The organism is Streptomyces sp. NPDC098789, assembly GCF_044759975.1.
GTDB lineage: Bacteria > Actinomycetota > Actinomycetes > Streptomycetales > Streptomycetaceae > Streptomyces.
The window spans coordinates 106,302-128,351 of the sequence record NZ_JBIWAJ010000017.1; the positions used below are offsets into that span (position 1 = coordinate 106,302).

Here is a 22,050-nt window from a genome sequence, read left to right on the forward strand (position 1 = left end):
CGGTGCACCGCCAGGTCACAGCGGGAGCGGCCGCTCGAAGAAGGTCTCCAGGACCACGGTCGCCTGCGTGCCGCTCACGCCTTCGATGGCGTAGAGCCTGCGCAGGACGTCCTGGAGCCGCTCGGTCGTGGCCGTGCGGACCTTGACGAGGACAGAGGCGGTGCCCGCGATGATGTGGGCCTCCTGGATCTCCGGGATCGCCGCGAAGGCGGCCTCGGACTCACCCATCCAGGCGGTGGAGTCGACGTGGACGTAGGCGAGGACCCCGCTGCCGACGGCCGCGGGGTCCACGTCGATGGTGGTCCGCCGGATGACCCCGCGCTCGCGCAGCTTGCGCACCCGCTCGTGGGTGGCCCCGGCGGAGAGCCCGACGGCGGCGCCGAGGGCGGCGTAGGACTGTCCGGCGTCCTCCTGCAGTCGCAAGATCAACGCCCGGTCGATGTCGTCCACGTGTGCCTACCGCCCCGCCGGTGTCCCGCGGGTCCCGGCGACTCCGGCGACCCTCATCGAGACGGTACCGCATCCTGCGATACCACCATCGGGCCAAATTTCATTCGGCCCGTCGCCGCTAGCGGGCGACGAACTGCGTCAGGATCGCCTGGACCTCATAGATGTCGACGCCCTTGGTGAAGGTCTTCTGCAGGGGCGCCGCGGTACCCGAGATCCAGATCTTCAGCTCGGCGTCCAGATCGAAGTGCCCGGCCGTCTCCACGGAGAAGTGCGTGATGCTGCGGTAGGGCACCGAGTGGTACTCCACCTTCTTGCCCGTGATCCCCTGCTTGTCGACCAGCACGAGCCGCCGGTCGGTGAAGAGGATCGTGTCGCGTATCAACAGGTACGCGGCGTGCACCTGCTCCCCGTGCCCCAGCAGCCGCGCGTAGTCCCGCTGCGCCGACACGGGGTCGACCGTGTGCGCGTTCCCGAACAGACCCATGAGGGCCCCCCTCGTTCCGTTGACAGGCTCACCGACAGGTTCAACGCAAGAGGCCCCCTGGATTTCTCCAGGGGGCCTCTTGGGCTGTGCACTCGGCAGGATTCGAACCTGCAACCTTCTGATCCGTAGTCAGATGCTCTATCCGTTAAGCTACGAGTGCTTGTGCTTCCCGGGGTTTTGCGCCCCGTTGGCCTTGCGAGAACAACAATACATGGACCTCGGCGGGACGCGAAATCCATTGGCCACATGGCCTCTGACCTGCGGAAACACCCTGGAACGGGTGATTCCTCGGCGGGCGTCCCCCACGCCTCCACGGCCGGATCACGAGGGTCTGCGCCGCCTTTCGCGCCCGGAACGCACCGAAGCCCCGGTCCAAGAGGACCGGGGCTTCGGTGAGGTGCGGAGGCGGAGGGATTTGAACCCTCGATGGGGGGTAAGCCCCAAACCGCATTAGCAGTGCGGCGCCATAGACCGGACTAGGCGACGCCTCCAGCACACCTCCGCGTACGAAGGTGCGTGCAGATGATGACACAGGCGCAGGGCCGCTCACCAATCCGCTCTCACGGTACTAGGCAGCGAGCCCTCAGGGCAAAGCCTTAAGAGCACGCATTGCCCACGGAACATCGGGGCGGGCGCGTCGTTGGGCAGGCGTACGACGTACGGACGACCTGGAGTGCCCCATGCTGCGTCTCGCCGCCTTCGCCGTCACCACCTCCGCCCTGGTTGCCGCCGCCACCGGACCGCTCCCACCGCTGCCCCTGGGCCTGCTGGCACCACCCGACCGGCTCACCGTCAGCGTGTCCGCCACCGGCAATCCGCGCGCCGACGGGGAGTACCGACTGGAGTGCGGTGCGCCGCCGAGCGGTACGCACCCGCAGGCGGCCAAGGCGTGCGCGCGGCTCGCCGAATTCGCCAAGGAACACAAAGACCCCTTCGCCCCGGTCTCCAAGCGGCAGATCTGCACCCTGCAGGACGGCGGTCCGGCGACCGCCCGGGTCACCGGAACCTGGCACGGACACGAGGTGAACGCCCGGTTCGACCGCAGCAACGGGTGCGAGATCCGCCGGTGGAACGACTTGGAACCTCTGCTTCCGAGTGCGCGTTCCTGACCAGGGAGGATGCGGTCGGGATGCGGGATATGCCCGACTCGGGCACCGCATCCGCCGTCCCGCCGGGGGGAGGTGGCCTTAGACTCCTCCCGTGACATGCCGGTAGTCGTGGTCAGGGAGGAAGCTCGTCGTGAGCAGCAGGCCATCCCGAGGCGCTGCTCGCCTCGCAGCAATACTCGATGCTCTTCCTGACGCACTGTTGCTCGTGAACGCCAACGGCACAGTCGTCAACGCCAATTCGATCGCGCTCGAGATGCTGGAGAGTCCCGGAACGGGACTCGTGGGGCGCGGAGTGCTCGACCTCCTGCCCGGATTCGACTCGAAGCTGATCCCGGGTTCCATGCGCCGTCCCGACGAGGACAAGGAACAGCGCGCCACGCCGACGCGCATGGTCGCGCGCCGCACCGACGGCAACGAGTTCCCGGTCGAGGTCACCAGCGCCAACCTCGACGGCCGCGACGCCTACCGCGACCCGAGCCCCGGCTACACGGGTGACGAACTGCTGATGCTCGTCGTGCGCGACCTCACGGGAACCCTCGACACCGAGAACGAGCTGGCCCGCTCGCAGCGCCAGACCGAGATGATCCTGCGCGCCGCCGCCGAGGGCGTCGTCGGCACGGACACCGACGGACGCGTGGTGCTGGTCAATCCGGCCGCCGCGCAGATCCTCGGATACCGCGCGACCGACCTGGGCAACCGCGAACTGCACGGCCTGATCCAGCACTCGCGCGCCGACGGTTCGCCGTTCCCCTTCGACGAGTCCCCGCTCGCCGACACCCTGCGCAGCGGACGCAAGCACCGGGTGCGCGGACAGGTGCTGTGGAACAAGAGCGGCAAGCCCGTCGCCGTCGACCTGACGACCTCACCGGTGCGCGACGGAGAACTTCTGGTGGGGGCCGTGATGACCTTCACCGACCGGCGCCCCTACGACGCCCTGGCGGCGCGCCACGCGCAGCTCCTGGCGGTCCTCGGTGACTCCCTGCGGGGCCCGCTGGAGGAGCTGCGGGGCGAACTGGCCACCCTGGCCGCGGACGACGCCGGGCAGTTGTGGCCCGAGGCGAACCAACTGCTGCACCACCTGTCGGCGGGCTACGCCCGGATGACCACGCTGGTCGACAACGTGCTGGGCTTCCAGCGGCTGGACTCGGGCACCGAGAAGCTCACGAAGAAGAAGGTGCTGATCGACGGGGTCGTCACGGCCGGTGTCGACGGCGCGGTCGAACTGATCGGGCCGGGGCGCGTGCAGTTCGCCGTCCACGCCCCGACCATCGAGGCCGAGGTGGACGCGGACCGGATCTCCACGGCGCTGGCCCACCTGATCGCGGACGTCGCCGGGGTGGACGCCACCGGCAAGACCCCCCAGGGCAGCGGCTACACGGACTCGACGATCGTGGTCGCCGCCGCACAGCGCGGCAAGGTCGTACGGATCGAGGTGCGCGGCCCGTACAGCGGGGGCAACGCGGTGCACGAGCCGATCGTGCGGGGCATCGTGGCCGCGCACGGCGGAGTCCTCCAGACCGTGAAGGTGCCCGGCGCGCCCGGCGGCGCATTCGTCCTGGAACTTCCCCTGGGCGCCGGGGCGGGCACGGTGACCCTGCCGGACCCGCCGCCCGAGCCCGCGGCGGCCGGCCGGGGCGAGGACGGCGCGGGCGAGGTCAAGGACGGTCCCGGTGGCCGTCGGGCCCGGCGCGGCGTCGACGCCTTCCTCGACGACGAGGTCCGTTCCGGTCAGCCCCCCGCGCGCGAGCCCGGTGCGGGCGGCGCGCTCGCGCTGCCGTCCGGGCGGCGCCGCGCGGGCGATGCCGTGGAGGCCGCCGACGCCCCCGCGGGCGGCGGTCTGGCCCAGTCCCCGGTGAACCCGGCCGGTCTCGGTACGGGTCGCCGGCGCGGCCGTGCCGGTGACGGCGACAGCGGTGGCCCCGCGGACGGCACGGACAGCACTGACGGCAACGGCGGCAACGGACCCGAGGACGGCCCGGCCCGGCGGCCGGTGCCCCCGCAGGGCATGCCCGCCCTTCCGCCCGCTCCCGTGCAGGGACCGCCCGGCGAGGCCCCCGCGGGCCGCCGCCGCGCGCTGGGCCCCGCACAGGGCGACGACGGAGCGGACCGCCCCCAACGGCCCGTACCGGCCACGGGCCTGGCGCCCGCGACGCCCGTGCCCGGCACCGGGACCAGCAACGCCGGTGTCCGGCGGGCGCTCGGCAGCCCGCAGCCACCCGCACCGCAGGCTGCCGCTCCGCAGACCTCCGCACCGCAGGCCCCCCTCGCGCCCCCGGCACCGGCCAAGGCCGCGCCGCTGGTCAAGGCGGAGCCCGACGCGTCCCCCGAGTCGCCCACCGGGCGGCGCCGGGCCCTGCCGGCCACTCCCGCCTGGCCGGTCCCGGCCGCGCGGACCGCTCCCGAGGACGAGGAGCCGGCCGCCGCGGTGGCGCTGCCCGGTGCCCGGCAGTCCGCGGACACCGCGGCCCCGGCTCCGGCCGGCCAGCCGATCAGCGTGCGTCCCCTGGGCAGCACCCTGGGCCAGGGCATCGCCGTTGACTCCGGCTCCGGCCGCAGGCGGCGGCTGTCCGAACCCGCGCCCCAGGGTCGGGCCTTCGCCATAGGAGCACCCGAAGCCGGCGCCGCGGAGGGCCCCGAGCCGCTCGACGGGCCCGGTGGCGCCGTCGAGGTGGTCAACCGGCCCGCACCGCGCCCGATGGACGACGAGCTGCCGCCCGAGCCGCTGGACAACCCGCGGCGGCTGTTGGTCTGGCCCGCCCCGGACGTACAGACCGAGCAGGCGCTGAGCGAGCGCGGCTACCGTCCGGTGATCGTGCACTCGCGCGAGGAAGTGGACGCGCAGATCGCCGCGTTCCCCGCCGCGCTGTTCGTGGACCCGCTGACCGGGCCCATCACCCGGACGGCCCTTCAGTCACTGCGCCAGGCCGCCGTGGCCGCCGAGGTGCCCGTCCTGGTGACGGCCGGGCTGGGGCACGCGACGCGCGAAGCGGCGTACGGCGCGGATCCCGCCGTGCTCCTCAAGGCGCTCGCTCCGCGCGACAGCGAGCAGCACCCCTCCCGCGTGCTGCTGATCGAGCAGCACGACGAGATCGCCACCGCGCTCACCGCCGCCCTGGAGCGGCGCGGGATGCAGGTGGCACGGGCGGGCGCCGACACCGACGCGGTGGACCTGGCCAGCCGGATGCGGCCGAACCTCGTGGTCATGGACCTGATGCAGGTCCGTCGGCGGCGGGCCGGGATCGTGGACTGGCTGCGCGCCAACGGGCAGCTGAACCGGACCCCGCTGGTCGTCTACACGACCGCCGGGATCGACCCGTCCGAGCTGCCGCGGCTCGGCTCCGGCGAGAGCGTGCTGTTCCTCGCCGAACGGTCCACCACGGCGGAGGTGCAGGGCCGCATCGTGGACCTGCTCGCCAAGATCGGGACCAATTAGCCACCCTGGTCCGATGGCCATCATCGACACGACCGAACACACCGTCCCCGCCGACAACGGAGAGGTGAGCCTCCTCATCGCCCGGCAGGTGGAGCCGGGCCACGAGGAGGCGTTCGAGGTCTGGGCGCGCGGGATCCTGGAGACCGCGGCGACCTTCCCGGACCACCTCGGGTACGGCTTGTTCCGCCCGGCGACCGAGGGCGGGCCGTGGTTCCTCGTCCACCGCTTCCGCCATCAGGAGGCCTTCCAGCGGTGGCAGGACTCGGCCGAGCGGGCCGAGTGGTTCGCCAACTGCCACGGCCATCAGCACACCGAGATAGCCCGGCGCGAACTGCACGGCATGGAGACGTGGTTCGCCAAGCCCGGTACCACCCGGCCGGCGCCGCCGCGCTGGAAGATGGCGGTCAGTTCGGGCCTGGCCATCTTCCCGATCTCGCTGCTCGGCAACGCGCTGCTCGGGCCCTACCTCGCGAACGTGCACTTCGTGCTGCGGACGGCCGCCTTCGCCGTCGTCTTCAGCACCCTGATGACGTACGTCGCCATGCCCGCCGTCAGCAAGCTGCTGCGGCCGTGGCTCACGCGCGGCTGACCCGGCGGGCCCGGAACCTTCCGGGCCCCCCGTCGTCGGCCGCGGGGCCGGCTAGTCGAGCGTGGTGACGTCCAGGGCGCCTTCCGCGTACTGCTTGCGGATCACCTTCTTGTCGAACTTGCCGACGCTCGTCTTCGGTACGGACTCGATGATCGACCAGCGCTCCGGCAGCTGCCACTTGGCGATGGACTGGGCGAGGAAGGCCCGCAGGCCGACGTAGTCCACCGTCGCGCCCTCCTTGAGGACCACCGTGGCCAGCGGTCGCTCGCCCCACTTCTGGTCCGGGACGGCCACCACGGCCGCCTCGGCGACCTCGGGGTGGGCCATGATGGCGTTCTCCAATGCGACGCTGGAGATCCATTCCCCGCCGGACTTGATGACGTCCTTGGCCCGGTCCGTCAGCGTCAGGAAGCCGTCGGGGCCGATCACGCCGACGTCGCCCGTCTTGAGCCAGCCGTCGGCACTGAACTTGTCCTCGGGACGCAGCGGTTCACCCGTCGCACCGCCGAAGTAGGCGCCCGCGATCCAGTTGCCGCGCACCTCCAGCTCGCCCGCGGACTCGCCGTCCCAGGGGAGCACGTCGCCGCCCGGACCGACCAGCCGCGGTTCCACGCCCGCCGGGAAGCGGCCCTGGGTGAGGCGGTACGGCCACTCCTCCTCGGCGCTCAGACCGGCCGGCGGGTGGGCCATGGTGCCCAGCGGGGAGGTCTCGGTCATGCCCCAGGCGTGGCAGACGCGGACGCCGAGCTTGTCGTAGGCCTCCATGAGGGAGGGCGGGCAGGCCGAGCCGCCGATGGTCACGTGCTTCATGGAGGTCAGGTCGCGCGGATTCGCGGTGACCTCGGCGAGCAGCCCCTGCCAGATGGTGGGGACGGCCGCCGCGTGCGTGGGGCGCTCGCGCTCGATCATCTCGGCGAGCGGAGCGGCCTGCAGGAAGCGGTCCGGCATCAGCATGTTGATGCCGGTCATGAAGGTGGCGTGCGGCAGGCCCCAGGCGTTGACATGGAATTGCGGGACCACGACGAGGCTGGTGTCGCGGTCGGTCAGACCCATCGACTCGGTCATGTTGACCTGCATGGAGTGCAGGTAGATGGAGCGGTGGGAGTAGATGACGCCCTTGGGGTCCCCGGTGGTGCCGGAGGTGTAACACATGGCGGCGGCCTGGCGTTCGTCCAGCTCCGGCCAGGCGTAGGTGTCCGGGCGGCCGGCCAGCAGGTCCTCGTACTCGTGCACCTGGACGTCCAGGCCGTCGAGCACCGAGCGGTCACCGATGCCCGACACCACGACGTGGTCGATGGTGGGCAGGTGCGGCAGCAGCGGAGCCAGCAGCGGCAGCAGGGTGCCGTTGACGAGCACGACCCGGTCGACGGCGTGGTTCACGATGAAGACCAGCTGCTCGGGGGGCAGCCGCAGGTTCAGCGTGTGCAGGATCGCCCCCATGGAGGGGATCGCGAAGTACGCCTCCACGTGCTCGGCGTTGTTCCACATGAGCGTGGCCACGCGGTCGTCCTGCTGGACACCCAGCTCGTCCCGCAGGGCGTTGGCCAGCCGGGTGGCACGGACACCGATCTCCGCGAAGCTGCGCCGGTGCGGCTCGGCCTCCCCGGTCCAGGTCGTGACCTGGGACTTTCCGTGGATCGTCATGCCGTGTCGAAGTATGCGGCTGACGAGCAGTGGTACGTCCTGCATGGTGCTCAGCAAAGCGTCCTCCCGGTGGGCGCTGCAGCGCTGCGGCGGCTACGGATGCTGCCGATTCTGCTCACGTACCGGTCGGCATGTCACTACCCGGAGAGGGCGAGTCACTGTTTCACGTGAAACATCAGCGGACGGGAGTGAGCTCCGGATCCTCGCGCAGCTTGACCAGGGCCCGGGAGACGGCGCTCTTGACCGTGCCGACCGAGACCCCGAGCAGCTCGGCGGTCTGGGCCTCGCTCAGGTCCTCGTAGTAGCGCAGCACCACCATGGCCCGCTGCCGGTCGGGCAGCCGGGTCACCGCGCGCCACATCGCGTCGCGCAGTGCCTGCGCCTCGGCGGGATCGGCGGCCGGCGCCACGTCCGTCTCCGGCAGCTCGTCGCAGGAGAACTCGTCGACCTTGCGCTTGCGCCACTGGGAGGTGCGGGTGTTGACCAGGGTCCGGCGGACGTAGCCGTCGAGGGCCCGGTGGTCCTCGATCCGGTCCCATGCGACGTAGGTCTTGGCGAGGGCCGTCTGCAGCAGGTCCTCGGCATCGCACGGGTTGGCGGTCAGCGAGCGCGCCGTACGCATCAGGGACGTCCCCCGGGTCCGTACGTACGACGAGAACGACGGGTACGACGGGTACGACGGGTAGGACCGGTGCGACGACGGGTGCGACGACTGGTTCGATGCGTACGTGCACACTGGCGTGGTCATACCCCCCACGCTAGGAGCGGCGGCAGCCCGGGGGATCGGCCGCAGGTGCCGAAGCCACGTCCCTCTCAGGTTGTAGGCGGGGGGTTTCCCCCACCTCCTGTAGGTGGAGGAGGTGGGGGACCGCGCGCCTGGGGCTCCGCGGCGTTCCCGGCCCGGGTCCCGGGGACGTTCTAGACGTCGACGCCCAGCACCAGGCCGGAGGTCGGCACCCCCGTTCCGGCCGTGACCAGGGCGTGGGCCGCGCCCGCGACCTGGTTGACCGAACTGCCGCGCAGTTGGCGCACCGCCTCGGCGATGCCGTTCATGCCGTGCAGGTACGCCTCGCCGAGCTGGCCCCCGTGGGTGTTGAGGGGGAGCGCGTCGGCGGCGACGTAATCGGCGGCTTCCCCCGGCTTGCAGAAGCCGAACTCCTCCAACTGCATCAGCACGAAGGGCGTGAAGTGGTCGTAGAGGATGGCGACGTCGATGTCGGAGGGGCGCAGCCCGCTGGTCCGCCACAGCTGCCGGGCCACCACGTCCATCTCCGGCAGGCCGGTGAGGTCGTCCCGGTAGAAGCTCGTCATCGCCTCCTGGCGGCGCCCCGCCCCCTGCGCCGCCGCCGTGATGACGACGGGTGCCCGGCGCAGCTCGCGGGCCCGCTCCACGCTCGTGACGACGATCGCCTGACCGCCGTCCGTCTCCTGACAGCAGTCCAGTAGCCGCAGGGGCTCGACGATCCAGCGCGAGGCGGCGTGATCGGCGAGGGTGATCGGCTTGCCGTGGAACCATGCGGCCGGGTTGGTGGCGGCGTGCCGGCGGCCGGTGACGGCCACGTGCCCGAAGGCCTCGGGGGTGAGCCCGTACGCGTGCAGGTAGCGCTGCGCGGCCATCGCCACCCAGGAGGCCGGGGTGAGCAGGCCGAAGGGCAGGGACCAGCCGAGCGCCGCGCCCTCCGCGGACGGATCGCGCTGCTGCACCCCGGACCCGAAGCGGCGGCCGCTGCGCTCGTTGAAGGCGCGGTAGCAGACGACGACCTCGGCGACTCCGGTCGCCACGGCCAGCGCGGCCTGTTGCACGGTGGCGCAGGCCGCCCCGCCGCCGTAGTGGATGCGGGAGAAGAAGGACAGTTCCCCGATGCCCGCGGCCTGGGCGACGGTGATCTCGGGACTGGTGTCCATCGTGAAGGTGACCATGCCGTCCACGTCGGCGGGGGTGAGCCCCGCGTCGTCGAGCGCGGCGTGCACGGCCTCGACGGCGAGGCGCAGTTCACTGCGGCCCGATTCCTTGGAGAACTCGGTCGCGCCGATCCCGGCGATGGCGGCGCGGCCCCCGAGGGAGTCCCGGGCGTGGACGCTCATTCCGGGCCCTCCGTCAGGGTCGCGGTGACCGTGCCGGTGACGTGGTGGCCGATGCCGTTGGCACCGACCACCTTGATCTCGACGGTGTCCTCGGCGACGGCGGTGACCGTGCCGGTGAGGGTCATCGTGTCGCCCGGATAGTTCGGCGCGCCGAGACGGATCGCCACCCTACGCAGTACGGCGCCCGGCCCGAGGTGGTCGGTGACGTACCGGCCGACCAGACCGTTGGTCGTCAGGATGTTCATGAAGACGTCCGGAGAGCCCTTCTCCCGCGCCAGCGAGGCGTCGTGGTGCACGTCCTGGTAGTCGCGGGAGGCGATCGCGCCCGCGACGATCAGCGTGCGCGTGACCGGTATCTCCAGCGGCGGCAGGCTGTCGCCCACCCTCATCGCGTCGGCTCTCATCCCTCAGACCTCCTGCGCCAGTACGGCGCCCAGTTCCGCCAGAAGTTCGCTGCCACAGCCGAGGTACGCGTCCAGCTGACGCCCCCAGAGGAAGTGCCGGTGCACGGGGTGGTCCAGGTCGGCGCCCATCCCGCCGTGCAGGTGCTGGCCCGCGTGCACGACCCGCTTGCCCCCTTCCGAGGCCCACCAGGCGGCGGTCAGCGCGTGCTCGTGCGCGGGGAGCCCCTGATCGATGCGCCACGCCGCCTCGTACGCCGTCACCCGGATGGCCTCGGTGTCCATGTACGCGTCCGCGGCGCGCAGCATGACTCCCTGGTTGGTGGAGAGCGGGCGGCCGAACTGCTCGCGTTCGCCGGTGTAGGCGACGGCCCGGGCCAGGGATCCCGCGCAGACGCCCGCCTGGAGGCCGGCGAAGGCGGTGCGCGCGCTCGCGAGCACCGCTGCGTACGCGTCGCCGTCGCCGCCCGCGCCGTCACCGCCCGCGTCACCGTCGCCGCCGTCGCCGAGTCGTTCGGCTTCGGCGCCGTCGAGGACCAGCCGGCCCGCCGACCACGGGGCGGTGGTCTCCTGCGGGGCCGTCCCGACGCCGGGTGCGTCCGTCCGTACGAGCCACAGCTGCCGGTCGGCGCTCGGGACCAGGACGTGCGTGGCATCGCGCAACCACGGCACGGCCTGGGCCGTACCGGTCAGGCGTCCGTGCGCGTCCGCGGTGAAGCGGCCGCGCGCCGGGAAGGCGCCGGTGGCCACCGCCTCGCCGGCGGCGAGTGCGGGCAGCAGCCGGGCGCGCTGCTCGGCGCTGCCGTGGGCGGCGACGGCGAGCAGCCCGTACGTGCAGGTGGCGGCGAAGGGGACCTGGGCGGTGGTGCGGCCCTGCTCCTCCAGCAGCAGCACCAGGCCGAGCAGTCCGACGTCCTCGACCGCGGCGATCAGCCCGGACCCCGCCAGGGCCTTCCACAGCTCGGCGTCGGTCCCGGTGCCCGCGGCCGCGAGGCGCTCGTGGGTCGCCAGGTCCCGGAAGATCTGCGCGGCGAGACCGACGGCGGCGGCCTGCTCCTCGGTGGGCCGGAAGTCCATCAGCCCTCACTCCCCCGGAAGACGGGCAGTTCCAGTTCCTCGTCGACGCGCAGGAACTCCAGCTGGACGGGCATGCCGATGCGCACCTTGTCGTAGGGGACGCCGGTGATGTTGCTGACCATCCGGACGCCTTCGGCGAGTTCGACGACCGCCACCGCGTAGGGGGGGTCGAAGGCCGGGAAGGGCGGGTGGTGCATGACGACGTAGCTGAAGACCGTCCCGGCGCCGGACGCCTCGACGGTGTCCCAGTCCAGGCCCGCGCAGTCGTTGCAGCCCGGGAGCCAGGGGAAGCGGAGGGCCGCGCAGGAGGCGCAGCGCTGGATGAGCAGCCGGTGTTCCTGGACCCCGGCCCAGAAACCCCGGTTGTCGCGGTTGACGACGGGGCGGGGGCGCAGGGCCTTGGCCTTGGCTTGGGACCGGGCCTGGGTTTGGGCCTCGGCCTGGGTTTGGGCCTCGGGTCGGGCCGGGTCCTCGGGTCGGGCGGCGGGGGCGTACTTCAGGATGCGGAAGCGGTGGGTGCCGGCGGGTTCGCCGTCGGCGCGGATGTCCATCCGGGTCGTCACGAAGTGCCCGGTGCCCAGCTTGGTGGTCTTGCGGGGGGAGACGGATTCGATCACGGCGTCGAAGGTGACCTCGTTGCCGGGGCGCAGGGGTCGCAGGTACTCCTGCTCGCAGTCGGTGGCGACCACGGAGGTGTATCCGGCGCCGTCGAGGAGGACGAACAGCTCGTCGTAGGCGGAGGAACGGTCGGTGTGGCCGGAGAGCCCGCCCATCGTCCAGGCCTGGAGCATGGTGGGCGGGGCTATCGCCTCGGGACCGGTGTAGGCCGGGTTGGTGTCGCCCATCGCCTCGCACCAGTGCCGGATCATCGGCTCGTTGACCGGGTCCTTGCCCCGGCCCGAAGTGGCGGCGGCCCGCCCTTCGAAGGCCTTGAGCAGCGGGTACAGCGTGTCCACCGGCCCGCTTCCGGTCTCCGTCCGCTCTCGTTCCCGGCCCTGGCCCTCGCCCTCGCCCTGGCTCCGTGTTGTCGCGGTCACCGCTTCCTCCCCTTCATGCCGAGCCGCATCATGGCGACGATCTCGCGCTGGACCTCGCTGACCCCGCCGCCGAAGGTGTTGATCTGCGCGGCGCGGTTCATCCGCTCCAGCTCGCCGCCCGCGAAGGCCGCCGGACCGCGCACGAGGGCCTCCTCGCCGACCACTTCCTGGCACATCCGGTACACCTCGACGGTCGATTCGGTGCCCAGGAACTTCACTCCGCTCGCGTCTCCGGGGGCCAGGCTGCCGGCGCCCACGTCCTGTACGAGGCGCCAGTTCAGCAGGCGTACGGCGGCCAGACGCGCGTGTGCCTCCGCGAGCCGGGACCGCACCCAGGGCCGGTCGGCCGGGCGCTCGCCGGTGACGGGATCGGCGGTGCGGGCATGGGTCAGGGCGGCGTCGTAGAAGTCCTCGGCCTGCATCCCGATCGCGGCGAGGGCGACGCGTTCGTGGTTCAGCTGGTTGGTGATGAGGCCCCACCCGCCGTGCTCGGGGCCGACGAGGTTCCCGGTCGGCACGCGGATGCCGTCGTAATAGGTCGAGGTGGTGGTCAGACCGCCGACGGTGTCGATGGGCGTCCACGAGAAGCCCGGGGCGTCCGTGGGCACGAGGATGATGGAGATGCCCTTGTGCTTGGGGGCCTCCGGGTCGGTGCGGCAGGCGAGCCAGATCCAGTCGGCGTTCTGGGCGTTCGAGGTGAAGATCTTCTGCCCGTCGATCACCCACTCGCCCTGCTCCGCCCCGGTGTCGTCCCGCACGGCCCTGGTGCGCAGGGAAGCGAGGTCGGTGCCGGCCTCCGGCTCGGAGTAGCCGATCGCGAAGACGATCTCCCCCTTGAGGATCCGGGGGAGGAAGAACTCCTTCTGCTCCTGGGTCCCGTACCGCATCAGTGTCGGGCCGACGGTGTTGAGCGTGACCATGGAAACGGGCGCTCCGGCCCGGTACGCCTCGTCGAAGAAGACGAACTGCTCGTCGGGTCCGCGCCCTTGACCGCCGTACTCGACGGGCCAGCCGAGGCCGAGCAGACCGTCGGCGCCGATGCGCCGCAGCAGCGCGCGCTGCCCCGCGGGGTCCTGCGGCGCACCCTCCGGCATCACGTTCTGGAAGTAGTCGCGCAGTTCGGCACGCAGCCGCAACTGGTCTTCGGTCGGGGCGAGGTGCACGGCGCAGGCCTCCCGGCATCACACATCATCAAGTGGACCTGACTGTCCGTCAGATTCCCTGTCGATGTCAAGGTCGGGAACGCGCGAGGGCGCCCGCGCCTACCGGACCCCAGCCGGTCCGGTCGCGCGGGCGCCCTCAGCGCTCAGGCGGCGGCTACCACCAGGGGTGGAAGTTCACCGCGACGTTGCTGTTCGACTGATGGATCGCGGTGAAGGCGGAGCCGTTGACCTGCGCGGAGTTGTTCTGGTTGGACGCGCCGGCGCCGGTGGCCACCTGCTGCGTGGTGGCGGAGTTGCCGTGGTTGTTCCCGCCCACGCCGCTGCCGATGATGCTGGCGACGCTCGCATTCGACCCGTCGTTCGCGAAGCCGCCGTTGTCGGCGTGCGCCACCCCACCGAAGAGGGCGAGGGCGAAGGGGAGCGCGGCGACGGTGGCGATGACGCGGGCGGTACGGATGCTTGCCATGTCTTTATCCTCCAGAGAACCTGAAACGGGGGTGTTTTCAAGGCAGTTGGCCGACCGCCTCGATCGTTCTGTGGTGACGACGTCGCTGGACCAGAGTTGCCCACCGAATCCCCGGCGAACCACCCCGGAGCCCACGATTCCCCCGCAAGCATGAGCAACATCGGATAAACCCCATTCACGCCCCCAGAGCCCCTGATCAGCGCACGCGCAACGGGCGAAACCCCCGGCACACAAGAGGCGAAGCGTTCCGCCAATCCCACTGGCCCCGGGCATGCCAAAGAGGACCGCTCCGTCCGGGAACCCCACCGTCTCCCGGGTCTGCGGTCCTGCACACGCGCTCGCGCGCCCCCTGCACGCCCCCGGCGCTCGCCGGGGTGGCCGAGCGGTACGCCCCCACGGGCGCTCTCGCCGACCTGATGTCCAACTGAAAGTCACTGCCCGACCGTGCGCGAACGACCGGCGCACCACCTGATCGGGCTGGCTGTCCCACAAAACCTGCGTACTGCGTACGAGCTGCTACCTGCTACCTGCTACCTGCTACCTGCTACCTGCGAACGGTACGACCTGGTCCGACCTGACGACCAAGCCCGCTTCTGCACCACTGCACTGCTGTACCGCTGAACTGCTGCACCACTGGACTTCTACACCGCTGAACTGCTCCACCACCGCGCTGCCGTACTTCCGCACTGCCGCGTTCCGCACTGCTTCCGAGCGGATTCCGAGCTGCTTCCGCACTGCCGACCCACGTCAGGCGACGAGTTCCAGCGCGTCCCGGGACCGGTCCGACTGGGCGTGGGCGGCGGCGGTCGTGGAGCGGCTGCGGACGGAGGGGGTGGAACCGTGGGCTTCGGCGCGGATCCGCTGGGCGATGGTCGGCGGCAGCGATCCGCCGCGCATCATCGCCCTCCAGCTCCGCCGGGACGGCACCGCCGTCGTCCGCGCCACGGATCCGGCCGGGACGGCGGGAGCCGAGACGGAAGCCACGACGGGAGCGGCGACGCTGCCACCGAGACCCAGGGCTGCGAAGAGCGCCACGAGTGCGGCGAGGACACTGGTCCAGATCGACTTGAAGGTGCTGCTGTTGGCCATGACGAACCCCTCATTCCAGGATGTTCCGACGGGCGGATCTGAATACATTCGTCATGATGTGACCGCAAGCGCAGCGAGTCCCACGCCCGCGCCGATCTTCCGACAAACACCACTCGGTCGGCCCATCACCGCTTGCGGAGTCCCAGCGGAACCGGACGCAGAACGGCCCCTGACCGGTTTTTCCGGTCAGGGGCCGCTCGTCCGCAGTGCGGTGGGTGTGGGATTTGAACCCACGGTGACATCGCTGCCACGACGGTTTTCAAGACCGTTCCCTTAGGCCGCTCGGGCAACCCACCTGGCGGGTACAGAGTACCGGGCAGGTGGGGTGCACGGGGGCTGCGGTCAGGAGGAGGTCTGGGCCCTGTCGTAGGCCGCCTTCGCCTCGTCGCCGAAGTACGGGCCGTACATCCGGTTCGGCAGGAAGGTGTAGCCGAAGCTGTTCACCGAGACCTGCGTGCCGAGGCCGGTGGCCTCGTCGAAGTTCTGGAGCCAGGGGCCGCCGCTGGAGCCGCCCGTCATGTTGCAGGACAGGCTGTGGTCCTTGGTGAGGAGGAAGTCCTTGCCCGTGTTGCCACTGCAGTAGACGAGCTTCGTGCCGTCGTACGGCGCGGCCGCGGGGAAGCCGAAGGAGTACATCTTCTTGTTGTAGCCGCCGTTGAACTGGATGCCCTGGGCCCCGACGACCTCGCTGAGCTTGCGGCCGCCGAGCGGGGCGACCACGGCGAGGCCGACGTCCATGTTCATGTCCTCGCTCGCCACCCACTGGTCGGTCGCGAGGGTCTTGGTGGCGGACCACTGGCCGTACGGCGCGCTCCCGTTGTTGTACGCCGGGACGAAGATCCAATTGGTGTGCCAGGCGCCCTGGTACTTCACGCAGTGGCCGGCGGTGATGACCGTGCTGCCGTTGGCGCTGGTGATCGAGTCGCCGGAGCAGGAGGCCGTGCGGTCACCCATGGTGAAGAAGACCCGGCCGGAGGTCTTCACGATCGCGCCGCCGCCCGTCCAGGCACCGCCCGCCTGCGGGAACGCGCTCGGGGACGCGTCATGGGCCGACGGGGCGGACGGAGCGGTCGGGGCGAACGTCGTGGGGCCGGTGACCGCCGTCGGGGCGCTGCGGGTGGATCCGGGGGCCGCCGTCACGTCGAGCGGGGTGGCCGCCCTCATCCGGGCCGCCGTCCAGAAGCCGGGGTCCGGGGTGAGGGGGGACGCCGCGGACGCGGGCGCGGCCGTGAGCACGCCCGCTATCAGGGCGCCTGCGGCCAGGAGGACGGACGCGGCCGTTCGATGACGATTCACGCATGACTCCTTCTGCCGTGCCCTGGGCCCGTGGGACCCGGGCAGGGGTGGGGTAGGAAGAGTTGTCGGTGCGGATCGGCAGTGCGGCGGTGCGGCAGTGCGTTGGTACAGCAGTGCGGCGTGCCCGGGCAGCGTGGCACGGTGGTGCGCGATTGTCAGCGGGGCGTCGCGCTGATTGGCCGGTTCGGCCCGCTACGGCTGAACTCCGCCTCGTCGCGCGCTACATGGTGAGCAGGACCCCGGCGTACGAGACCCCCGCCACAACGGCCCACGAGCTCAGGCCCAGCACCGCGGCCCGCCCTCCGGTCCGGGCCAGCGTCGGCAGGTGCACCGCGGTCCCCAGACCGAACAGCGCGGCGGCCAGCAGGGCCTCCTGCGCCGAGTGGGCCCAGCCCAGTGCGGCCTCGGGCACGACCCCGGTGGCGCGCAGCGCGGCCGCCGCCAGGAACCCTGCGACGAACAGCGGAACCGGTGTCGGCCGCCGCCCCGAGGCGGTGCGCACCCCGCGCCGGCGGGCCCGTACCGAGAAGGCCACGGCGGCCACCAGCGGGGCCAGCAGGGCCACCCGCATCAGCTTGACGAGCACAGCCTCCCCGAGCGCGTCCGGCCCGGCGGTCTGAGCGGTGGCCACGACCTGGCCGACGTCGTGCACGCTGGCCCCCACCCACCGGCCGAACTCCGGGTCCGTGAGCCCCAACGGTCCCTGGAGCAGCGGCAGGACCGCGATGGCGAGGGTGCCGCACAAGGTGACCAGTGCCACCGAGGCGGCCACGTCCTCCTCGTCGCTGCCGGAGACCTCGCTGACCGCACCGATCGCCGAGGCTCCGCAGATCGAGTACCCCGTCGCGATCAGCAGCGGCTGGTCTCCGCGCAGCCCGAGCCGCCGGCCCAGCCACAGCGTGCCCAGGAAGGTCGCGGCGACCACGGCGACGACCATGGCCACCGTGGCCCAGCCCAGCCCCAGCACGTCGTCCAGACCGAGCCCCAGGCCCAGCAGGACGATCCCGATCCGCATCAGCCGTCGACCGGCGAGCGACAGGCCCGGCCGGGCGGCTCCGTGGACGAAGGTACGGATCCGGGGCAGATGCGCGGCGGCGATGCCCAGCACCACCGAAGCGGTGAGCCAGGGCACGGCGGGCACGAGCCGGTGAACGGCCCAGGCGATCGCGGCCCCGACCACCGCGGCGGCCAATCCGGGCCAGGAAGTGGGTGTTTCACGTGAAACAGGCCGGTCCCCGTCGACGCGCGGTGTGGACCGGTGCAGCAGCGCCATCAGTCGGTGGGGAGCGTGTAGACCCGCCGGACGCTGCTTCCCAGGCGGGCGACGTCCGCGCCGTAGACGTGGAGGGATATCGCCTTGGTACGACAGGAGTTGCGCACCTTGTGGATGTCGCCGGGGGGCGCGAACCCGCAGACGTCCCCGGGACCGTTGAGGATCTCCTCGGTGGCCACCAGCCGGGCTCCCGCGGTGCCCGTTGCCGGGGCGAGCCGGTAGCGCCGTTCGCTCTCCGTGCCCTCGTGGACTCCGGCCACGCACCACGAGACGTGGTCGTGGATGCTCGTCTCCTGGCCGGGCAGCCACACCAGTGCCACCACCGAGAAGCTGCCGTCCGGCTCCGCGTGCAGGATGTGCTGCCGGTAGCGGTCGGTGTGGCCCTCGCGCTGCTCCTCGGTGAGCAGGTCGGGCGTACCCAGCTGGGGCGCGACGAGCTCTCCGACCAGATAGGCGGTGAGGTCGGGTGCGAGCCCCCGGTCCACGACCGTACGGATCTCAGCGACGAGGGCGGCCATCCTCGCGGTGGTACGGGCCGGTGTGGTGGTGGTCATATCGGCAGCATCCGGCAGCCGATCCATCACGTCCAACGACAGTTTCGACCTGAAATCCCAAGTGCCGCTTATGGATTGGGGGAGAGGCGGTGCCCGTCGGGTCAGCAGCCGACGCGGTTGGCGGCCACCCGCTTCAGCTCGTCCAGGACGGCCGCCGTCGCCGGTATTCGCAGGTGGTCCCGGTAGACGTAGGCGGCGATGTGGCGGCGGGCCATCGGCGCCAGCGGCCGTCCGCACACCTTGTTCAGCGAGAGCGAGGGAAGGACCAGCGCCGGCATCATGGCCACACCGAGTCCCTGGGCCACCAGGCTCTGCACGACCAGGTTGTCGTCGGTGGAGAACCGGATGTCGGGGACGAACCCCAGCTCGGCGCACTCGTGCAGCAGGTTGGCCCGGCAGCGCGGGCAGCCCGCGATCCAGCGCTCCTCCGCCAGGTCCGCCAGGTGCACGGCGCGCCGGCGGGCCAGGGGGTGGCCGGTCGGCAGCAGCACCGTCAGCTGGTCCTCCAGCAGCTTCACCTCGGCCACCTCCTCCGGTATCTCCTCGTGGAGACCGGGATAGGTGAAGGCCAGCGTGATGTCGCACTCCCCGCGCTCCAGCCTGCGCAGCGAGTCCGGGGGTTCCCCTTCCAACAGCTCCACCTGCACGCCGGGGTGGTCCTTGGCGAGCCCGCTCAACGCCTCGGGGACGAGGGTGACGTTGACACTGGGGAATCCGCACAGCCGGACCCTGCCGGCACGCAGTCGCGCATAGGCCTTCATCTGCGCCTCGGCGGCGGAGAGGGACCCGAGGATCGATTCCGCGTGCCTGGCCAGCGAATTGCCCGCCTCGGTGAGCTGCATGCGGCGACCGACCCGGGTGAACAGCGGGGTGCCGACGGCCCGCTCCAGGGCCTTCATCTGCTGGGTGATCGCGGGCTGGGTATAGCCCAGGACGCGGGCGGCCGCCGAGTACGACCCGGAGGCGACCACCTCGTGAAACGTGCGTATGTGCCGCGAATCGAACACGACCGAAGCATAAGCGGACGTTGGGAGGGGCCGTAGGCACAATCGCGCCTACGGCCCCTCCCGACAGGATTTCCTGTGGCCCGGACTATCCGTGGCCCGGGATCACTCGCCCGGAATCACTCGCCCTGGGTCACTCGCCCTGGTCACTCGCCCCGAATCACTTGTCGCCGACCCGCGACCCGAGCGTGATGTCGACCGTGGTCGGCTTTCCACCGCGCAAGTACGTCAGCTTCACGGTGTCGCCGGGCTTGTACGTCCAGATCTCACTGATGAGCGTCGGGCCGCTGTCGATCGTCTTGTCGCCGAACTGGGTGATCACGTCGCCGGGCTTGAGGCCGGCCTTGCCCGCCGGACCGGCCGGGTCGACCAGCTCGTTGGCCGCGGCGCCCTGCTCGGAGATCTTCGCGCCGTCCGTCTTGGACTGGAGGTCCACGGAGACGCCGATCACCGGGTAGGTCGGCTTGCCGGTCTTGATGAGCTGCTGGGCGACGTTCTTCGCCTGGTTGATCGGGATCGCGAAGCCGAGGCCGATCGAACCGGCCTGGCCGCCGCCGAAGCCGCCGTTGCCCGCCGACTGGATGGCGGAGTTGATGCCGATGACCGCGCCGCGGCCGTCGAGCAGCGGACCGCCGGAGTTGCCCGGGTTGATCGAGGCGTCCGTCTGGAGGGCGCTCATGTACGAGTTCTTGTTGCTGGCGCCGTCCCCGGAGGCCACCGGGCGGTTCTTCGCACTGACGATGCCGGTGGTCACCGTGTTCGACAGGCCGAAGGGCGCGCCGATCGCGATGGTCGTGTCACCGACGGCGACCTTGTCGGAGTCACCGAGCTGGAGCGGGTTGAGCCCGGCGGGCGGGTTCTTCAGCTTCAGCACAGCCACGTCGTAGCCCTGGGCCCGGCCCACGACCTCGGCGTCGAACTTCTTGCCGTTGGAGAAGGTGGCGGAGAGCTTCCCGCCGTTGGCGGCGGAGGCCACGACGTGGTTGTTGGTCAGGATGTGGCCCTCCTGGTCGTAGACGAAGCCGGTACCCGTACCGCCCTCGCCGTCACCGCCCTGGGCCTCGATGGTCACGACGCTGGGCAGCGCCTTGGCCGCCAGGCCCGCGATCGAACCGGGCTCGCGCTTGAGGTCCTTGGGCGCCTCGCCGGAGGAGCTGACCGTGGTGGAGCCGGAGCCGTCGAGGCTGCCGTCGGCGAGCTTGTAGCCGATGCCGCCGCCCACCCCACCCGCGAGCAGGGCGGCCGCGATCACGGCCGCGATCAGGCCGCCCCGGCCCTTCGCCTTGTGCTGCGGAGCACCGTCGCCGAGCGGGGGCGCGCCCCAGACCCCGGCGCCGTTGCCACCGTCGTGGCCCCCGGCGCCGTACGCCGGAACGGCCGGCGGAGGCGGCGGCCAGGCCTCGGCGCCGTGCGCGGCGGGAGCGCCGTACGGAGCCGCGGGCGGGCCCGGTACCGGCGCCGCGGCCGGAGCCCCGTACGGGTCCGCGGCGGGGGTCGGCGGCAGCTGCTGGGTCGGCTCGGCCCCGGGCGGCGGGACCGGCGGCAGCTGCTGGGTCGCGGGCTCGGCGGCGTAACCCTGGTCAGCGGCGACCGGTGCCTTGCCCATGTCCACGGGGGGCGCGTCCGCGGGGGCCGCATCCGCCGGAGCCACCGGCTCGGGGGTCGGCGCGGCCACCGGCACGGGAGGTGCGGACGGGGCCGCGGGGGGCGTCGGGGCCGCGGTGCCCTCGTTCTCGGTGCTCACAGCGCTCTCTCCTCGTCACACACGGCGTGCTGGATATCGGACGGTACATCCGGCGGGACATCGGTCCGGGTGAACGTTCGACCGGTCGTACAAGTTCCTGGGCAAAGCCTTTCCCATCAACCGTCAGAGCACTGTAAGCCGGACCTGTGTGTCCTGACCCCATCCTTTATGCCGGGCATTTCGGACGCATCTCCAGGGTCCCGCCCCACGCCGGAGGGCCGGACCCTGGCACCATGACCCGGTGACCCACGCAACGCCGCGCCCCATCCAGGTCGTCGCCCACCGCGGTGCCTCGGAGGACGCCCCCGAGCACACCCTGGCCGCCTACCGCAAAGCCGTCGAGGACGGAGCGGACGCGCTCGAATGCGACGTCCGACTCACCGCCGACGGCCATCTCGTGCTGGTCCACGACCGCCGGGTGAACCGCACGTCCAACGGCCGCGGCGCGGTCTCGGCCCTGGAACTGGCCGATCTCGCCGCCCTCGACTTCGGCTCCTGGAAGGACCGTGAGGAGTCCCCCGACTGGGACGCCGGAGCGGGTGCCGCCGGCGAGTACGGCAAGGAGCCCGATCCGGAGCGCACCTCCGTGCTCACCCTGGAGCGGCTGCTGGAGCTGGTCGCGGACGCCGGACGGCCGGTGCAGCTCGCGATCGAGACGAAGCACCCGACCCGCTGGGCCGGACAGGTGGAGGAGCGGCTGCTGTTCCTGCTCAAGCGCTTCGGCCTGGACTCCCCGCCCGCCGAGGGCCCCCACCCCGTACGGATCATGAGCTTCTCCGCGCGCTCCCTGCACCGGGTCCGCGCGGCCGCGCCGACGATCCCGACCGTGTACCTGATGCAGTTCGTATCGCCCCGGATGCGCGACGGGCGACTGCCCGCCGGGGTCCGGATCGCCGGGCCGGGGATGCGGATCGTCCGCAACCACCCCGGCTTCATCCGCAAACTTCAGGCCGCCGGGCACTCGGTCCACGTATGGACCGTGAACGAACCCGAAGACGTTCAGCTCTGCGCTGATCTGGGTGTGGAGGCAATCATTACGAACCGACCCCGCCAAGTTCTGTCACAACTTGGACGCTGACGCACCCTTTTGCCCACCCGTCCCCCCTTCACCTCCCGTGACAGGGTGTGCCCCGGCGCATCCGCTCCGCATTC

General features: G+C 71.6%; 20 protein-coding genes and 3 tRNA genes. 4 read left to right on the forward strand and 19 right to left on the reverse strand.

Annotated elements, in window-relative coordinates; genetic code table 11:
* Positions 1 to 15 precede the first annotated feature (15 nt).
* The 4 genes from ACIQWR_RS29985 to ACIQWR_RS30000 all read right to left on the reverse strand — a co-directional run bounded on the left by ACIQWR_RS29985 (position 16) and on the right by ACIQWR_RS30000 (position 1,425).
* Entirely contained in the window at positions 16 to 450 is a 435-nt protein-coding gene (locus ACIQWR_RS29985; protein ID WP_404015844.1) for an Lrp/AsnC family transcriptional regulator, read from the reverse strand.
* A gap of 118 nt (positions 451 to 568) precedes the next feature.
* On the reverse strand, positions 569 to 934 hold the full coding sequence (locus ACIQWR_RS29990) for a PH domain-containing protein (RefSeq protein ID WP_330331580.1): 366 nt from the start codon (positions 932 to 934) through the stop codon (positions 569 to 571).
* A gap of 87 nt (positions 935 to 1,021) precedes the next feature.
* Positions 1,022 to 1,094 (reverse strand) — tRNA-Arg (locus ACIQWR_RS29995).
* 240 nt (positions 1,095 to 1,334) lie between these two features.
* Positions 1,335 to 1,425 (reverse strand) — tRNA-Ser (locus tag ACIQWR_RS30000).
* Positions 1,426 to 1,614: 189 nt separating this feature from the next.
* Between ACIQWR_RS30000 and ACIQWR_RS30005 the strand changes: the two genes are divergently transcribed.
* The 3 genes from ACIQWR_RS30005 (at position 1,615) to ACIQWR_RS30015 (ending at position 6,065) form a co-directional block, all read left to right on the forward strand.
* Entirely contained in the window at positions 1,615 to 2,043 is a 429-nt protein-coding gene (locus ACIQWR_RS30005; protein WP_404015847.1) for an SSI family serine proteinase inhibitor, read from the forward strand.
* Between the two features lie 130 nt (positions 2,044 to 2,173).
* Positions 2,174 to 5,476, forward strand: coding sequence for a PAS domain-containing protein (locus tag ACIQWR_RS30010; protein ID WP_404015851.1), 3,303 nt, complete (start codon positions 2,174 to 2,176; stop codon positions 5,474 to 5,476).
* A gap of 13 nt (positions 5,477 to 5,489) precedes the next feature.
* Complete coding sequence (locus ACIQWR_RS30015) at positions 5,490 to 6,065, forward strand: antibiotic biosynthesis monooxygenase (protein WP_404015854.1); 576 nt, start codon at positions 5,490 to 5,492, stop codon at positions 6,063 to 6,065.
* Positions 6,066 to 6,116: 51 nt separating this feature from the next.
* On the opposite strand, the gene ACIQWR_RS30020 is transcribed toward ACIQWR_RS30015, so the two are convergent.
* The 15 genes from ACIQWR_RS30020 to ACIQWR_RS30090 form a co-directional block, all read right to left on the reverse strand.
* Complete coding sequence (locus ACIQWR_RS30020) at positions 6,117 to 7,766, reverse strand: long-chain fatty acid--CoA ligase (RefSeq protein ID WP_404015857.1); 1,650 nt, start codon at positions 7,764 to 7,766, stop codon at positions 6,117 to 6,119.
* A 118-nt stretch (positions 7,767 to 7,884) separates the two neighbouring features.
* A complete protein-coding gene (locus ACIQWR_RS30025) occupies positions 7,885 to 8,457 on the reverse strand; it encodes a SigE family RNA polymerase sigma factor (protein WP_404015860.1) in 573 nt (190 codons plus the stop codon).
* Between the two features lie 170 nt (positions 8,458 to 8,627).
* The gene (locus ACIQWR_RS30030; protein WP_404015863.1) at positions 8,628 to 9,794 is read right to left on the reverse strand and encodes a lipid-transfer protein; all 1,167 of its coding nucleotides are present in this window, start codon (positions 9,792 to 9,794) and stop codon (positions 8,628 to 8,630) included.
* Positions 9,791 to 10,183 carry a MaoC family dehydratase gene (locus tag ACIQWR_RS30035; protein ID WP_404016084.1) on the reverse strand — a complete coding sequence of 131 codons (393 nt, stop codon included), beginning with the start codon at positions 10,181 to 10,183 and terminating at the stop codon, positions 9,791 to 9,793. The genes ACIQWR_RS30030 and ACIQWR_RS30035 overlap by 4 nt, the downstream gene beginning before the upstream one ends.
* 18 nt (positions 10,184 to 10,201) lie before the next feature.
* On the reverse strand, positions 10,202 to 11,272 hold the full coding sequence (locus ACIQWR_RS30040; protein ID WP_404015866.1) for an acyl-CoA dehydrogenase family protein: 1,071 nt from the start codon (positions 11,270 to 11,272) through the stop codon (positions 10,202 to 10,204).
* Positions 11,272 to 12,228: a bifunctional MaoC family dehydratase N-terminal/OB-fold nucleic acid binding domain-containing protein gene (locus tag ACIQWR_RS30045; RefSeq protein WP_404016087.1), complete on the reverse strand. Its 957-nt coding sequence runs from the start codon at positions 12,226 to 12,228 to the stop codon at positions 11,272 to 11,274. The genes ACIQWR_RS30040 and ACIQWR_RS30045 overlap by 1 nt, the downstream gene beginning before the upstream one ends.
* Positions 12,229 to 12,305: 77 nt before the next feature.
* Positions 12,306 to 13,472 (reverse strand): acyl-CoA dehydrogenase family protein, encoded by a 1,167-nt coding sequence (locus tag ACIQWR_RS30050; RefSeq protein ID WP_404015869.1) that lies wholly within the window; start codon positions 13,470 to 13,472, stop codon positions 12,306 to 12,308.
* 154 nt (positions 13,473 to 13,626) lie between these two features.
* On the reverse strand, positions 13,627 to 13,938 hold the full coding sequence (locus tag ACIQWR_RS30055) for a hypothetical protein (protein ID WP_399264591.1): 312 nt from the start codon (positions 13,936 to 13,938) through the stop codon (positions 13,627 to 13,629).
* A 747-nt stretch (positions 13,939 to 14,685) separates the two neighbouring features.
* Positions 14,686 to 15,027 carry a DUF6344 domain-containing protein gene (locus tag ACIQWR_RS30060; protein ID WP_404015872.1) on the reverse strand — a complete coding sequence of 114 codons (342 nt, stop codon included), beginning with the start codon at positions 15,025 to 15,027 and terminating at the stop codon, positions 14,686 to 14,688.
* Positions 15,028 to 15,236: 209 nt separating this feature from the next.
* Positions 15,237 to 15,323 (reverse strand) — tRNA-Ser (locus tag ACIQWR_RS30065).
* A gap of 46 nt (positions 15,324 to 15,369) precedes the next feature.
* Positions 15,370 to 16,323 (reverse strand): trypsin-like serine peptidase, encoded by a 954-nt coding sequence (locus ACIQWR_RS30070; RefSeq protein ID WP_404015875.1) that lies wholly within the window; start codon positions 16,321 to 16,323, stop codon positions 15,370 to 15,372.
* Between the two features lie 220 nt (positions 16,324 to 16,543).
* On the reverse strand, positions 16,544 to 17,596 hold the full coding sequence (locus ACIQWR_RS30075; protein WP_404015878.1) for a YeiH family protein: 1,053 nt from the start codon (positions 17,594 to 17,596) through the stop codon (positions 16,544 to 16,546).
* Positions 17,596 to 18,150, reverse strand: a complete 555-nt coding sequence (locus tag ACIQWR_RS30080; RefSeq protein WP_404015879.1) for a cysteine dioxygenase — start codon at positions 18,148 to 18,150, stop codon at positions 17,596 to 17,598. Before ACIQWR_RS30080 ends, ACIQWR_RS30075 begins: the two co-directional genes overlap by 1 nt.
* A 101-nt stretch (positions 18,151 to 18,251) precedes the next feature.
* Positions 18,252 to 19,157, reverse strand: a complete 906-nt coding sequence (locus tag ACIQWR_RS30085; RefSeq protein ID WP_354378917.1) for a LysR family transcriptional regulator — start codon at positions 19,155 to 19,157, stop codon at positions 18,252 to 18,254.
* A 157-nt stretch (positions 19,158 to 19,314) separates the two neighbouring features.
* Positions 19,315 to 20,898: a S1C family serine protease gene (locus ACIQWR_RS30090; protein ID WP_404015882.1), complete on the reverse strand. Its 1,584-nt coding sequence runs from the start codon at positions 20,896 to 20,898 to the stop codon at positions 19,315 to 19,317.
* 241 nt (positions 20,899 to 21,139) lie between these two features.
* On the opposite strand from ACIQWR_RS30090, the gene ACIQWR_RS30095 reads away from it, so the two are divergent.
* Positions 21,140 to 21,976 (forward strand): glycerophosphodiester phosphodiesterase, encoded by an 837-nt coding sequence (locus ACIQWR_RS30095; protein WP_399264579.1) that lies wholly within the window; start codon positions 21,140 to 21,142, stop codon positions 21,974 to 21,976.
* The last annotated feature ends 74 nt before the right edge of the window (positions 21,977 to 22,050 follow it).